Annotated in this window: 10 protein-coding genes; 9 read left to right on the top strand and 1 reads right to left on the bottom strand. The window is 62.4% G+C overall.

The annotated features are described in order from the left end of the window. Positions 1-557 precede the first annotated feature (557 nt). Entirely contained in the window at positions 558-683 is a 126-nt protein-coding gene (locus BTH42_RS36010) for a hypothetical protein (protein ID WP_256702035.1), read from the bottom strand. A 195-nt stretch (positions 684-878) separates the two neighbouring features. On the opposite strand from BTH42_RS36010, the gene BTH42_RS14845 reads away from it, so the two are divergent. The 9 genes from BTH42_RS14845 (at position 879) to yddG (ending at position 13,958) form a co-directional block, all read left to right on the top strand. Then, positions 879-1,604: a hypothetical protein gene (locus tag BTH42_RS14845; protein WP_075300603.1), complete on the top strand. Its 726-nt coding sequence runs from the start codon at positions 879-881 to the stop codon at positions 1,602-1,604. Positions 1,605-2,832: 1,228 nt separating this feature from the next. Then, positions 2,833-3,771, top strand: a complete 939-nt coding sequence (locus BTH42_RS14840) for a hypothetical protein (protein ID WP_075300601.1) — start codon at positions 2,833-2,835, stop codon at positions 3,769-3,771. A 353-nt stretch (positions 3,772-4,124) separates the two neighbouring features. Next, complete coding sequence (locus BTH42_RS14835; RefSeq protein WP_083654811.1) at positions 4,125-6,305, top strand: D-(-)-3-hydroxybutyrate oligomer hydrolase; 2,181 nt, start codon at positions 4,125-4,127, stop codon at positions 6,303-6,305. A 432-nt stretch (positions 6,306-6,737) separates the two neighbouring features. Next, on the top strand, positions 6,738-7,469 hold the full coding sequence (locus BTH42_RS14830; protein WP_075300599.1) for a GntR family transcriptional regulator: 732 nt from the start codon (positions 6,738-6,740) through the stop codon (positions 7,467-7,469). A gap of 86 nt (positions 7,470-7,555) precedes the next feature. Further along, positions 7,556-8,875, top strand: a complete 1,320-nt coding sequence (locus tag BTH42_RS14825) for an FAD-binding oxidoreductase (protein WP_075300597.1) — start codon at positions 7,556-7,558, stop codon at positions 8,873-8,875. Positions 8,876-9,035: 160 nt separating this feature from the next. Then, positions 9,036-10,367 (top strand): MFS transporter, encoded by a 1,332-nt coding sequence (locus BTH42_RS14820; protein WP_178392171.1) that lies wholly within the window; start codon positions 9,036-9,038, stop codon positions 10,365-10,367. Between the two features lie 88 nt (positions 10,368-10,455). Next, a complete protein-coding gene (locus BTH42_RS14815) occupies positions 10,456-11,364 on the top strand; it encodes a dihydrodipicolinate synthase family protein (protein ID WP_075300661.1) in 909 nt (302 codons plus the stop codon). Then, positions 11,364-12,866 (top strand): aldehyde dehydrogenase, encoded by a 1,503-nt coding sequence (locus BTH42_RS14810; RefSeq protein ID WP_075300595.1) that lies wholly within the window; start codon positions 11,364-11,366, stop codon positions 12,864-12,866. The genes BTH42_RS14815 and BTH42_RS14810 overlap by 1 nt, the downstream gene beginning before the upstream one ends. 138 nt (positions 12,867-13,004) lie before the next feature. Then, entirely contained in the window at positions 13,005-13,958 is a 954-nt protein-coding gene (yddG, locus tag BTH42_RS14805; RefSeq protein ID WP_075300593.1) for an aromatic amino acid DMT transporter YddG, read from the top strand. Positions 13,959-14,097 lie beyond the last annotated feature (139 nt).

Raw genomic sequence — 14,097 nt, 5'->3', positions numbered from 1 at the left:
ATGGGAATCGAGTTCAGCACGTCCTTGATCATACTGTGCCGGATTCCAGCAAGACGACTCACAGTCTCTTCAATGTGGATCGAAAAGAGGTCTTGGGATTGGTTGACGAGGCATGGCGTGCCAAAGGAAGCCCGCTGCCGAATGATCCTGGTGCTTATATTGTTTCTAGGGGACGTACGATTGGTACTGCTGGGGAAACCAATTTCAAGCTTATTGTTCGACCTAGCGCCAACCAAATCATTACCGCTTATCCGTTTAGCAAGTAAGGATTTTAGAAATGCTGTGTCCCCGATGCGAGCAAGGCGATATTGCCAAGACAAAGGTAAAGAAGACAGGGGCAATACTGTTTGTGTGTCAAGAGTGTGAGGCTACCTGGTTCTCACTTGAGGACATTGGGGTTACACCGTTTGTTGACTTTGGAACGTATATGGAAGAGATAAGCTTGGCGCCATTGTGGAGTGAGTTGGAGATTATGAGCCCATGATTGTGTAGGGTTGCACGTAAGATAAAGCACCAAGGACCACGGAAGCGACCCTTGTGTTTTTTACGAAGGAACTTTATCCGTCGGTGCTGAGCCTGCTGCGTTGCCTGATCTGCAGCGACGTCATTTGCCTGCCCGCTACGGTGTAGTCCCGATCGGAAGCAATGGTGATCTTGCCGTAGGTGTGGTCGATGCTGAGCATGACGCGTTGGCCAGGCAGCGAGTCCACCTGTTCGAGATCGATGACTTGCCTCCCCGGAAAGGCGAGGCATCGGTGCTGTTCGCGACAGTTCGTCGGCAATTGTGCTGGCGAACTGACTGATGCACCTGCTGATGATGCCGCACATGTCCTCGGGATCGATGGTCGCGGAAAATCCTTAAAGGCGAAGAAACAAAAATGAAAATTCATGTTGGTATTAGCGCTACATTTTTATGTTTCGCTCTCGCAGGTTGTACTGTAATCCAGACTAAGACTCTCGCTACCGATCGAAGCGAAGTACTGTATGGCAAGACTCTCGTCGTCGACGAATATCCGACGCCGACGTTTACTGCCTCGACACCGGGGAAAGCCATCTTCGCGATGATCGGCGCCGCTTTGATGATTGCTGAAGGCAATCAGTTTGTTAAGGAAAGTGAGATTCATGATCCGGCGGCTTATATTGGGAACCAGCTTGCACGTCGTCTTGCGACTCAGCACACAATCACGCTCAGGCCGAACGATGCCGGGCCTCTGAATGGCAACTCAATTGATGAGATTGCGGCCCGATATCCCCAGAGCGATCTGGTTCTGGATAGTCAAACGACATACTGGTCCTACGTGTACTTCCCGGCGCACTGGGATAGTTATCGACTTATGTATGCCGTCAGGACACGACTAATCGACGTGCGTTCCAGGAGCGTCCTGGCGGAAGCATTCTGCAAGCACATTCCGGAATACTCGGACGATGCACCGAGTCACGAAAGATTGACTGCCAACGCAGGCGAGTGGGTAAAGCAGCGCCTCATGATTTATGCCGATGCTTGTGTTGACGAACTCGCCAACGCGATGTTCGGCGCAGCAACAGTTGCTGAGCAAACCGCCTCGGATCATGCAACTGCCGAACCGATACCTGCCCTGAGATGATTGCGTGGGCGCAAGAGCAACCTGCGGTGGTGAGTAATACACATAGCTCCGCCTATTCATTGCCGAAACGTGTGATGCCGCCGCTGCGTGGTGATCGCGCCATTGGACCGAACTTCGTCGCGCAGGCTCGCAGCCCGCTTGCAGTAATGCGAGCGATCTTACGCGCTGCGGGTTGGGTGCAGTCTGCATAATTCGTCGCAAATGTCGCCGCCGATCGAGCTGATGTGCAGGCAGGGATATTGCCTGGAAAAGCCTGCGCGCCACGTCCAGGCGGACGCGGCAGGGCCCGGTGGATCGGCGCGAAAGGGATCACGCTGCTGCTGGCGAAGCTGGAGCGCGAAGCTCAGGAAGAGGCTGACGAGCCGTGGTTGCAGCCAAAACACGCGCTTGGGGAAGAATTGCCGGAGGTCGTGTTGACGGGCCGGAGAGCCTTGTCCTATAAGGGTTTTCGCTCTTCAAGAAGGCATTTCGCGTCAGAGACACCTGTTTGGCAATATGGTGGTGAGCCAGATAGAGGCGTCGTCGGTTGAGAAAACTGCCACGGCTGGTGGTGGCAACATGAGCGGTCTGCACGGCGTCGCTGCCAACTACGATCAATCGTTGTTCCCATTGACGTATGCCACGTCGATCAACGAGTAGCCGTTCGCGGACTTCGGCGGTCAGTTGGGCGGTCTTTCCATCGTGAAACACTAGACTGGCCCTCGTCGAATACGGGAACACGAACGCCCGTTTGCAAACATCAATATCGAGCCGAGCGGCGCATTATCCAAAATTCCAACCCTGATCGGGCGGGCGTTAGGCCAAATTGCATTCGAGAACGATCCAAGGCAACTTTCGATACGTATCCTGCATATGTGGCCACCCGCGCCGGATTGCAGTATGCATTGCGTGGAACGCTCGCGCCCGAAAATGATATTCGAGACGATCTGCCAGATAATTTTTAATTAATTGTCAAATCTATTTTTCCGAGAGGCGACGGCTGCGAGAATCGATATTCCATATTTCCTGATTGCGACAATGCGAGCGTCGGGATTACCGGAATGTCAATCGTTGGGCTGATGCCGGGGATCGCGCAGCCGAAATATTTTGAGTGTTTGATATAAGTCAAAGAAAAAGGTACATTTTGAAAAAATTCCGTGCTGTCGCAATACTTGCGAATTTCATTATTCTTACCGGATGTGCTCGCTTGCCGCTCACACGGTCCGTTGAGCACGATGCTCTGACAACCATGCAACCCGTCGAGGTTCAGGTGGGTATTGCGCAACCCGAGTTGTATGCGGCGTTCATCCCGTCGACTGCGGGAGTGGTTGGGGCCGCGACCTGTGGAGTGATTCCCGGTATCGGTATTCTTCTGGCCGCTGCCTGTGGCGGTGCTCTCGGCGCGGTGGACGCAAGTATCAATGCTTCGCGTGCCAAGAGCGCTGAAGAATCGATCCATCCGCTAAAGGCACAACTGGTCGGGCTAGATTTCGACCAGCAGATGCGCGAATCGGTATCGAACGCATTTCGAGAAATGCCTGATATGCAACTCGAGCGCGTTGAAGTAACTAAAGATGTAAAGGCCCACGCCTATAACGAATTGCTCGTCGCCTCGCAGGCAGGCTCTGTGATGTTCGTGACTGTTGACTATCACTTGTCGCCTGACTTTTCCACATTTGAGCTTTCGACACGCAGTCTTCTTTTTCCGCGTAGCGCCGCGGCGAAAGCGCAGGGGATCGGACAGGCGACGGCACCTGACAACGAACTAGCGGTTGCTCAGAAGAACTCAGTGTACCGGGCCAGTATTACGTACCGCGCCAAGCTGGTGACCTCTGGCAAAGATTCCACGCAGAACGTCGCAATATGGAATGAGAACGACGCTCGTCTGCTGCGGGCAAGTATCCAAGATGGTATTGCGCAGATGGGCCGTTTGGTGGCGGAAAACCTGCAGCGCAAATATGAAGCCAACGGAAGCGACGCTCAGATCAAGGACGACAACGGTCTTGCCGCGAGTCAGGTCTCTATGGATAACACGGGGTCGCTGCTGCGCTACCCTGATGGGTCGCTGCAATTTAACGCCAACCTTGAGGTCGCACTGGCGAACTTCGACGCAGTGCGACGAGCGGCGAGCGTATCCGAGACATCGGCGCAAGCGGCGACTGCCACCGCAAATGAGACGTCGAGGTAGGTCTTGTGCGCTTCGTATACGTTGCATGTTCGGCTAAATCTGCAACGTACGATTGCGTCGAGAATGCGCCGGCTTTGCCAGGTCGGCGTCATTCGATTTTTTGCCCTCGGTCCGTGCTGATATCGTGGCGCGCGTTCTTCGGGGGACGTTGCTGACTCGGAAGGCGATAGTGGCTGCCAGAACGTAGGACGTGTTTTCTGGACCCACGCCTAACCCCTCATCTCCGGGTCATCTCTGCTAGCACCCCGCCCGAGTTTGTCCTACTGTCCACCATGCCGCGATTCATCGAATTCCGGCGATTCTCAAAGCGCGATGTGGCATCTCTTACTTGAACAACAAAGAAGGAGATAAGAATGACAGGCTCCCCGATCGCAGGCAGATGCAGCGGCAGAGGCACACGCAGAACGGCACGACTGCATACCGCCAAAGCACTACGAAAAGCACTAGGAATAGCCATAGCAGCAACATGCGCGGCACTGGCCAGCACCGCGCACGCCACCGATCACGACAACCGCGGCCACGACGACTCGAACCCACTGCCATCGTTCGTGGTACCAGGTAGTCTGTCAACCGTCACCTACGACGGCAGCACCGACGACCTACTGACCGCCGGCCTGGGCAAAACCGGTCTCGCAAGCGCGGTAGCGCCTGCCATCGCGAACCCGATCAGCCCCACCGCAGCCGAACTCCGCAGACTGGCAATCTGGTCGAACTACCGCGCGCTCGTCGACATGACGACGGCCGGCGGCTACGGCCGCTTCTGGGGGCCCAATGTCGATCTCGACGGCAACGACACGCTAGGCGAAGGCAAAATCGCCGGCACCGAATATCTGGCCTATGCCGACGACGGCAGCGGGCGCCAGAATGTCAGCCTGCTCGTCCAGGTGCCCGCAAGCTTCAACCCGGCGAACGCGTGCATCGTCACCGCGACGTCATCGGGCTCGCGCGGCGTCTACGGCGCGATTTCGGCGGCCGGCGAGTGGGGCCTCAAGCGCGGCTGCGCGGTCGCCTATACCGACAAGGGCAGCGGCAACGGCGCGCACGAACTGATGAGCGGCCTCGTCACGCTGATCGACGGCCGGCTCGCGAACGCCGCCGCCGCCGGGCACGCGAGTCTTTTCACCGCCGACGTGTCCGCCTCCAAACTCGCCACCTACAACCAGAAGTACCCGTATCGCTATGCGTTCAAGCACGCGCACTCGCAGCAGAATCCCGAACAGGACTGGGGCCGGGACACGCTCGACGCGATCCAGTTCGCGTACTGGGTGCTGAACCAGCAGTTCACGCCGCGCGCCGACTCGTTGCATCATCGCGTGCGCTATCAGCCTGGCAGCATCACCACGATCGCGGCATCCGTGAGCAACGGCGGCGGCGCGTCGCTCGCGGCCGCCGAGCAGGACACGAAAGGCTGGATCACGGCAGTGGTAGTCGGCGAGCCGCAGATCAACGTGCGCATGCCGGGCAGCGCGCAGGTGAAGGAGGGCGGCCAGCGGATCGCCGCGGCCGGCAAACCGCTGGCCGACTACATGACGCTCGCCAATCTGCTCGAACCGTGCGCCGCGCTCGCGGATGCGGCCGCCAACGCGCCGTATCTGACCGCGCTGCCGCTCGCGACCACCAATGCGATCCGCGAGGCTCGCTGCGCGTCGCTGGCGGCGGCCGGATTCGTGCGCGGCAGCGACACGCAAACGCAGGCCAACGACGCGCTCGCGCGGCTGCATCAAGCCGGCTACGAGGCGGATTCGGATCTGCTGCATGCGCCGATGTGGGATTCGCAGGCGGTGCCGGCGGTCGCGGTCACGTATGCGAACGCGTACATGCGCGCGAGCGTCGTCGACAATCTGTGCGGCTTCAGCTTCGGCACGACCAACGCGCTGACGGGCGCCGCGGGCGTCGCGCCGGCGGTCCCGCCGATGCCGACCGTCTTCGGTCTCGGCAACGGTGTGCCGCCCACCAACGGCATCAGCCTCGTCTATAACACGACGCCGTCGGCGGGCGCGGACCATCGGCTCGCGACACCTGATGCGAGTTTCGCGGGCGCCGTATGCGCGCGGGCGTTGTGGACCGGCAAAAATCCGCGCATGCTCGCGAGCGTCGAGGCGATCAGCGTGAACGCGCTGCTGCGTGGCAAGCCCACGATCATCGTGCAAGGCCGCAGCGATGCGTTGGTGCCGATCAATCACGCGTCGCGCGCGTATCTCGCCGCGAACAGCGTGCGCGAAGGCTCGCGTAGCCAGCTGTCGCTGTACGAGGTGACCAACGGTCAGCATTTCGATGCGTTTCTGGGCGTGTCCGGCTTCGACAGCCGCTTCGTGCCGGTCCATTACTACAACCTGCAGGCGCTCAATCTGATGTGGAGTCACCTGAAGAGCGGCGCGGCGCTGCCGCCGTCGCAGGTGATCCGCACGATCCCGCGCGGCATTAATGCGGGCATCGTGCCGGCGTTGACCGTGTCGAACCTGCCGCCGATCGTCGCGAACCCCGGCAGCAATGCGATCAGCGCGGTACATGGGGTGGTCGACGTGCCGCATTAACCGGAGTTCGGAACCCGTTCGATCGGGCTGAGTGTCGATGCAAGGGCCGCCGTTGGCGGCCCTTGGTTCTTGGATGCCCGTATCGACGCGGCGAGCTTGCGACCGGCGGCTCGCCTGGTCGTCCGCCGGCCTTCCGGGCTGGCGTCTCCGGCGAACCACTCCGGCGGGCACCCCTGTGCCAATTGGCTGTTACTTACCCGCCGCCCTCCGGCGCATCCGCGCTATCCGCCCGTTCCCGCCACCGCCCGGCGCCCCCGCGCGCGCCAGCCGGCTCCCCACCACCGCCCAGCGCCCCTTAAGCTATCGCTATTCGAGCCCGCCGGCGGACCCTTCACGACCGCCACCAGCGTCTCTCGGTAACGCGTAAACCCTTATTATTGCAGCGTCTATTCTCAACCTATACTCTGTCTACAGTTTGTAGACAAACACACCATGTCTAAACAGAAGCTTCAGCTGGCAGCCGCGGACACCGAATCGGGTCCGTCGGGAGATCGCAAGAACGTGATGGCGGAGACGCTGCGGCGGCGCATCGTGAGCATGGAACTCGCGCCCGGCGCGATCGTCGACGAACTGGCGCTGGCCGAGGAGTTCGGGCTGTCGCGTCCGCCGGTGCGCGAACTGATGCGCCAGATGGCGGCCGAGGGTTATCTGGAGCTCGAGCCGAACCGGCCGGCACGGGTGTCGCCGATGAGCTACCAGTCGTTGCGGAGTTTCTTTCTGGCTGCGCCGCTGATTTACGTCGCGACCACGCAACTGGCGGCGAGCCACGCGACCCCCGAAGAGATCGCGCGGCTCAAGGAGATTCAGGCGCAGTTTCGCGCGTCGATCGAGCGCAATGATCTGCAGGGACGCGTGCTGCACAACGATGAGTTTCACTTCGAAATCGGCCGGATCGCTCGCAACGCGTATCTGATGCCGAGCCTGCGGCGCGTGTTGATCGACCACGCGCGTCTCGGCAAGGTTTTTTACCGCTCGCCGACCACGAGCGAGATGCAGAAGGACCTGGAGCGGGCCGTGGAACAACACGACCAGATCATCGAGGCGATTGCACGGGGCGACGCCCAGGGAGCCGGCGAACTGGTTCGTAGTCATATGGAACTGTCGCGCCGACGCATGACCGAGTACGTGATTCCGGAAGGCTTGAACGTACCGATCCAGTTTTAAGGGCCGCGCGGGGCGGCGCACACATCAGCGTGCGTCGTCCCGGTCAGAGCGCGGGGAATCGACTCATGGCGACAACGGATTTAGGAATGCAAAGTATCTCATCGCTCCCCGCCGACGACACGATGTGCGGCTGGTATCACACGAGCCCGGCTCGCAAGCCGAAGGCCGGTCACGCCGGCGAAACCCGGGCGCGCTGGGCCGTGATCGGCGCGGGCTTTACCGGTCTGGCGGCCGCGCGCCAGCTGGCGCTGAACTTCCCGGACGACGACGTCGTGCTGATCGAAGCGCAGGAAGTCGGCTTCGGCACCTCCGGGCGCAATGCCGGCTTCGCGATCGATCTGCCGCACGACATCGGCGCCGACGATTACATCGGCGACATCGCGACCGCGCGATCGACACTGCGGCTGAACCTGCTCGGCCAGACGATCCTGCGCGATCTGGTCGGCGAACATGGGATCGATTGCCAGATGAGCGCGTCCGGCAAGTACCAGGCGGCGGTCGAGGAGCGCGGCGTGGCCGTGCTCGATGCGTACCGGCGCGGTCTCGACAAACTCGGTCAGTCGTACCAGGTAATCGAAGGCAAGGACCTGCCTGACCATATCGGCACGTCGTTCTATTCGAAGGCACTGTTTACGCCGGGCACGATCCTCGTGCAGCCGTCGGCACTGGTCAAGGGCCTCGCCGACTGTCTGCCGCCGAACGTGACGCTGCACGAGCACACGCCGATCACCGACGTCGAATACGGCGACAAAATCGTGCTCGCGCATCGCAACGGCCGGATCGTCGCCGACAAGCTGGTGCTCGCGAACAACGCATTCGGCGCGCGCTTCGGTTTCCTCGCCCGCACGATGCTGCCGGTGTTCCTGTACGCGAGCCTGTCGCGCCGGCTGAGCAGCGCCGAACAGGCGCAACTCGGCGGCAAGCCGTTCTGGGGCGTGATTCCGGCCGACCCGTTCGGCAGCACGGTGCGCCGCACGCACGATAACCGCATCCTGATTCGCAACAGCGTCAGCTTCAATCCGGATGGCCGGCCGAAAGAGCAGTACCTCGCGCGCTTCGTCGAGCGGCATCGCGAGTCGTTCCAACGGCGTTTTCCGATGCTGCCGGAAGTCGACTTCGAATACACGTGGAGCGGTTCGCTCGCGCTGTCGCACAACCACAAGGGATTTTTCGGGCAACTCGCGCCGAATGTGTATGGCGCGCTGTGCTGCAACGGGCTGGGCATCACGCGCGGCACCGTGACCGGCACGCTGCTGGCGGACTGGCTCGCCGGCAAGCGCAGCGATCAGATCGATTTCCTGCTCGCCACCTCGGGCCCGAGCAGGACGCCGCCCGAGCCGTTCCTGTCGCTCGGCGTCAATGCAACCCTCTGGTGGGGGCAGCGCAAGGCCGGCCTGGAAAGCTGAACCCATCCCGGTCGCCGCGGCAGTCCACGGGCTGACGGCGACTCTCGCGGAACGCAGCAAGCGGCGAAAAGACCGCGCCGACCGCATACGACCCGTACAGGACGCAAGTTCATGGCTCACGCCAGGACCCGTTGCGTCCACTTCAAGGAAGGAGACAGTAATGCTGAAGAGTCACACGACCATCGAGGATGTTCCCCTCAATGGCTTTCACCAACTACTGACGATCCGCTCCAGCGGCGGCTGGCTGATGGACGGCTACGTGCTCAGCATTATCGGTGTGGCGATGGTGCAGTTTTCCGCCGCGCTCGGCCTCACCAGTTTCTGGGAAGGGATGGTCGCCGCGTCGGCGCTGATCGGGATCTTCTTCGGCGGCTTTCTCGGCGGCTGGCTGTCCGATCGGCTCGGCCGGCAGAAGCCTTATTTCTTCGGCCCGGTCATCTTCTTTGTCTGCTCGCTCGCGCAGCTGTGGGTGCAGTCCGGCGAAGCGCTGTTCGTGCTGCGCTTTCTGATCGGCATCGGCGTCGGGATCGAATATCCGGTCGCGGGCTCGCTGCTGGTCGAATTCATGCCGCGCAAATACCGCGGCCCGCGGCTCGCACTGCTGACGATTATCTGGTTTCTCGGCGCGGCGCTCGCGTATATCGTCGGCAACCTGATTCTGAGCAGCGGCGGTCCCGACGCATGGCGCTGGGTGCTGGCGAGCCCGGCGGTGATCGGTCTGGCGCTGTTCGTCGTGCGCATCGGCACCCCGGAGTCGCCGCGCTGGCTACTCAGCAAGGGCCGCGCCGCCGAGGCCGAAGCGGTGATCAGGCAGGTGTACGGTCCTTCGTTCTCCCTGGCGAATTTGCCTGAGGAAAAGACCGGCAAAAAGATCTCGCTGTGGGCGTTGCTGCATTCCGGCTACGGCAAGCGCATGCTGTTCGTATCGCTGTTCTGGAGCTGCTCGGTGATTCCGGTGTTCGCGGTCTATTCGTTCGCGCCGCGCGTGCTCGAAGCGCTGAATCTGACCGGCAAGTGGGAGTCGCTCGGCTCGGTCGCGATCACGCTGCTGTTCGTGGTCGGCTGCTTCATCGCGACGCGCATCATCAACACGATCGGCCGCCGCGCGATGGTGATTCACAGCTTCCTGTGGTCGGGTCTGGCACTGCTCGCGCTCGGCGCGTTCTCGAATGGCTCGGCGTTCGTCATCCTGGTGCTGTTCGGCGCGTATGCGGTGCTGGTCGGCGGCGCGCAGGTGCTGCAACTGGTGTACCCGAATGAAATCTTCCCGACCGATATCCGCGCGTTCGCGGTCGGTATGGGCGCGTCGCTGTCGCGGATCGGCGCGGCGGTCGGAACCTGGCTGGTGCCGATCGCGCTGCAGACCATCGGTATCGGTCACACGATGTATGCGGCCGCGGCGGTGTCGTTCATCGGTCTCGCGGCTTCGCTCGCGCTGGCGCCGGAGACCCGCTCGATGAGCCTGCAGGAGGCCGCTTCGCTCAGCCATTGACCCTCTTCCGCGCGTGCCGCCGTTGCAATCGGCGGCGGCGCGCGCTTCGTTACAGCAGCCGTTTTCCCTTTTTTCGCGGAGCAACATCATGAACTTCGAAGGCATCTACACCCCGGCTATCACGCCGTTGAACGCGGCAGGACAGATCGACAAGGCGGCGTTTACCGACGTGCTCGAATCGCTGATCGCGGCGCGAGTGCACGGCATCATCATCGGCGGCTCGACCGGCGAGTACTACGCGCACACCGCGCAGGAGCGCTTCGATCTCGGCGCGCTCGCGAAGGAAGTGATCGGCTCGCGCACCGCGCTGATCATCGGCACCGGCGCGGTCCGCACCGAGGATTCGATCGAGTACGCGAAGGCCGCGAAGGCGATCCGCGCGGACGCGATCCTCGTCGGTTCGCCGCCGTACGCGCTGCCGACGCAGCAGGAAAACGCCGCGCACGCGCTGGCCGTCGACCGCGCGGCCGATCTGCCGATCATGCTGTACAACTACCCCGGCCGCATGAGCGTCGGGATGGGCCGCGAGTTCTTCGAGACGGTGACCCGCGCGTCGAAGAACTTCGTCGCCATTAAGGAAAGTTCGGGCGAAACCGGCCAGTTGCACATGCTCGCGCGCGACTTTCCGCAGCTCGGCCTGTCGTGCGGCTGGGACGATCAGGCGCTGGAATTTTTCGCATGGGGTGCGCGCAGCTGGGTGTGCGCGGGCTCGAACTTCCTGCCGCGCGAACATATCGCGCTGTACGAAGCGTGCGCGGTCCAGAAGGATTTCGACAAGGGCCGCCGCATCATGTCGGCGATGCTGCCGCTGATGGACTTCCTCGAAGGCGGCAAATTCGTGCAGTCGATCAAGTACGGCTGCGAGATCGCCGGTCTGCGCGCCGGCGGCGTGCGCGCGCCGCTACAGGAACTCGATGAAGCCGAAAAGCAGGCGCTGCGTGCGGTGGTCTCCACGCTCAAGAGCGAAGTCGCGGCCGTGGTCGGAGGCAAAGCCTGATGGCCGATCTGCTTAGTGCTACCGAATACGCGGCGCTGGCCGCGCAACTGCGGCTGCCGGCCCAGGCATTCGTCGAAGGCGCGTTCCGGCCGTCGCTGTCCGGTTCAACGTTCGTCACCACCAACCCGGCCACCGGCGACGTCCTGACGGAAATCGCCGCGTGCAATGCGGCCGACGTCGATCTGGCGGTCGCGAAAGCGAAGGCCGCGTACGAGGACGGCCGCTGGCGCAACCTGGCGCCGTCGCGTCGCAAGTCGATCCTGCTGAAGTTCGCCGAGCTGCTGGAGCAGCACGCGCACGAACTCGCGACGATGGAAAGCCTCGACAGCGGCAAGCCGATCCGCGAATGCCAGAACACCGACGTGCCCGAGACGATCCACACGATCCGTTGGCATGCCGAACTGATCGACAAGATCTACGACAACACCGCGCCGGTCGGCGCGAGCGCGCTGGCGCTGGTGGTGCGCGAGCCGATCGGCGTGGTGGGGCTGGTGCTGCCGTGGAATTTCCCGCTGCTGATGCTCGCGTGGAAGATCGGTCCGTCGCTGGCGGCGGGTTGTTCGATCGTCGTGAAGCCGGCCAGGGAAACCACGCTGACCGCGCTGCGGGTCGCCGAACTCGCGCACCAGGCCGGCGTGCCGGCGGGCGTGTTCAACGTGCTGCCGGGCGGCGGCAAGGATGTCGGCGAGCCGTTGGGCCGGCATGCGGACGTCGATATGGTCAGCTTCACCGGTTCGACCGAGACCGGCCGGCGCTTCCTGCAATACGCGGCCGAGTCGAATCTTAAGCGGGTCGTGTTAGAGTGCGGCGGCAAAAATCCGGCCGTGGTGCTGCGCGACGTCGAAAACCTCGATACGGTCGCGCAACACGTGGTCAGCGGCGCGTTCTGGAACATGGGCGAGAACTGCTCGGCGTCGTCCAGGCTGATCGTGCATGCGGATATCAAGGACGAACTGCTGCAGCGGATCGGCGTGTATCTGCGCGACTGGAAGATGGGCAATCCGCTCGATCCGGACAATCGCCTCGGCGCGATGGTCAGCACAGCGCACTTCGAGAAAGTCCGCGAGTATCTGGAGCACGCGGCGGCCGAGCGGATGTGCGTGCCGTTCGGCGGCGGCACCGAAGGCGGCATTTTCGTGCAGCCGACGGTGGTCGACGAGGTCGCGCAAAGCAACCGGCTGTTCCAGGAAGAGATCTTCGGTCCGGTGCTGTCGGTGACGACATTCACCGAACTCGACGAAGCGATCGCGCTGGCGAACGACTCGATCTACGGCCTCGCCGCATCGGTCTACACCAGCAATCTGAATCATGCGGTGCGGCTGTCGCGTGAAATCCGCGCGGGTGTCGTGACGGTCAACTGTTTCGGCGAGGGCGACGTGACGACCCCGTTCGGCGGCTACAAGCAGTCGGGCTTCGGCGGTCGCGACAAGTCGCAGTGGGCGCACGACCAGTACACCGAGATCAAGACGGTCTGGATCGACGTACCGGTGGCGAGCGCGTAAGCGCGGCGCCGCAGGTTGCCGGCCGCGGTCACCATTGCGGTGACCGCGGCCGGTGCTGTTTGGATGGCCAATGTTGTAGCAACAAAACCGGCGCGGTGCGCGCCGGCGAAATCGATTTATCGGAAGCAGGCGAGAAGGATGAAGAGCAAGAAGAAGGCGACGGGTATCGGTTTGATCGCGGTGCTGTTGTGGGCGTCGATCGTCGCGATGATTCGCGGCGTCAGCGAAAGCCTCGGCGCAACCGGCGGCGCCGCGATGATTTATACGCTGGCGGCGGTGCTGCTGTTTTTTACGGTCGGCTTGCCGCGACTCAGCGAGTTTCCGCGCCGCTATATGGTCTGGGGCAGTGTGCTGTTCGTCGCCTATGAGATGTGTCTGTCGCTGTCGATCGGCTATGCGGATAGCGGCCGGCAGGCGATCGAAGTCGGCATGGTCAACTATCTGTGGCCGACCTTCACGCTGGTGTCGGCGATCCTGTTCAACCGGCAGCGGGCCAACGTGCTGGTGGTGCCGGGCTTTGCGCTGTCGATGCTCGGCATCTGCTGGGTGCTCGGCGGCGACCAGGGGCTGGATTTGCCGGGGATGCTGGAGAACGTGAAGGACAATCCGCTCAGCTACGGCCTCGCGCTGTCCGGCGCGTTGATCTGGGCCGCGTATTGCACGGTGACCGTGAGGATTGCCAACGGCAGGAACGGCATCACGCCGTTCTTCATGCTGACCGCGGCGGTGTTGTGGGCCAAGTTCGCTATCGAAGGGGGCGCGCCGATGACGTTCAGCGTCGAGGCATTCGTCTATCTCGCGCTGGCCGCGTCCGCGATGGCGTTCGGCTATGCCGCGTGGAACGTCGGCATCCTGCACGGCAACGTGACGGTGCTGGCCGGCGCGTCGTATTTCATTCCGGTGTTATCTGCCGCGCTGGCCGCGCTGCTGCTGCATGCGCCGTTGTCGGCCGAGTTCTGGAAGGGCGCGCTGATGGTGTGCGGCGGCTCGATTCTGTGCTGGTTCGCAACGCGGGCGCGGCCGGCGAAAGCGAAAGTGAAAGGCAGTGCAGCGGTTCGGGCCGCGAAGGGCCGTTCGCGCGATTACGTGTAACGGGGCGGCGGGGGGGGGGGGGGGGCCCCCCCCCCCCCCCCCCCAAAACACAACAAAAAAAGGCCCGCAATCCCCCGGGCAGAACCCGCCCACGCGACACAAAAAATCCCCGGCCCCCCCAGCAAGCGCCCACCCCCCC

Origin of the sequence: Burkholderia sp. SRS-W-2-2016 (genome assembly GCF_001931485.1) — a bacterium.
Lineage (GTDB): Bacteria > Pseudomonadota > Gammaproteobacteria > Burkholderiales > Burkholderiaceae > Paraburkholderia.
This window is presented reverse-complemented; position numbering and strand designations above follow the sequence as displayed.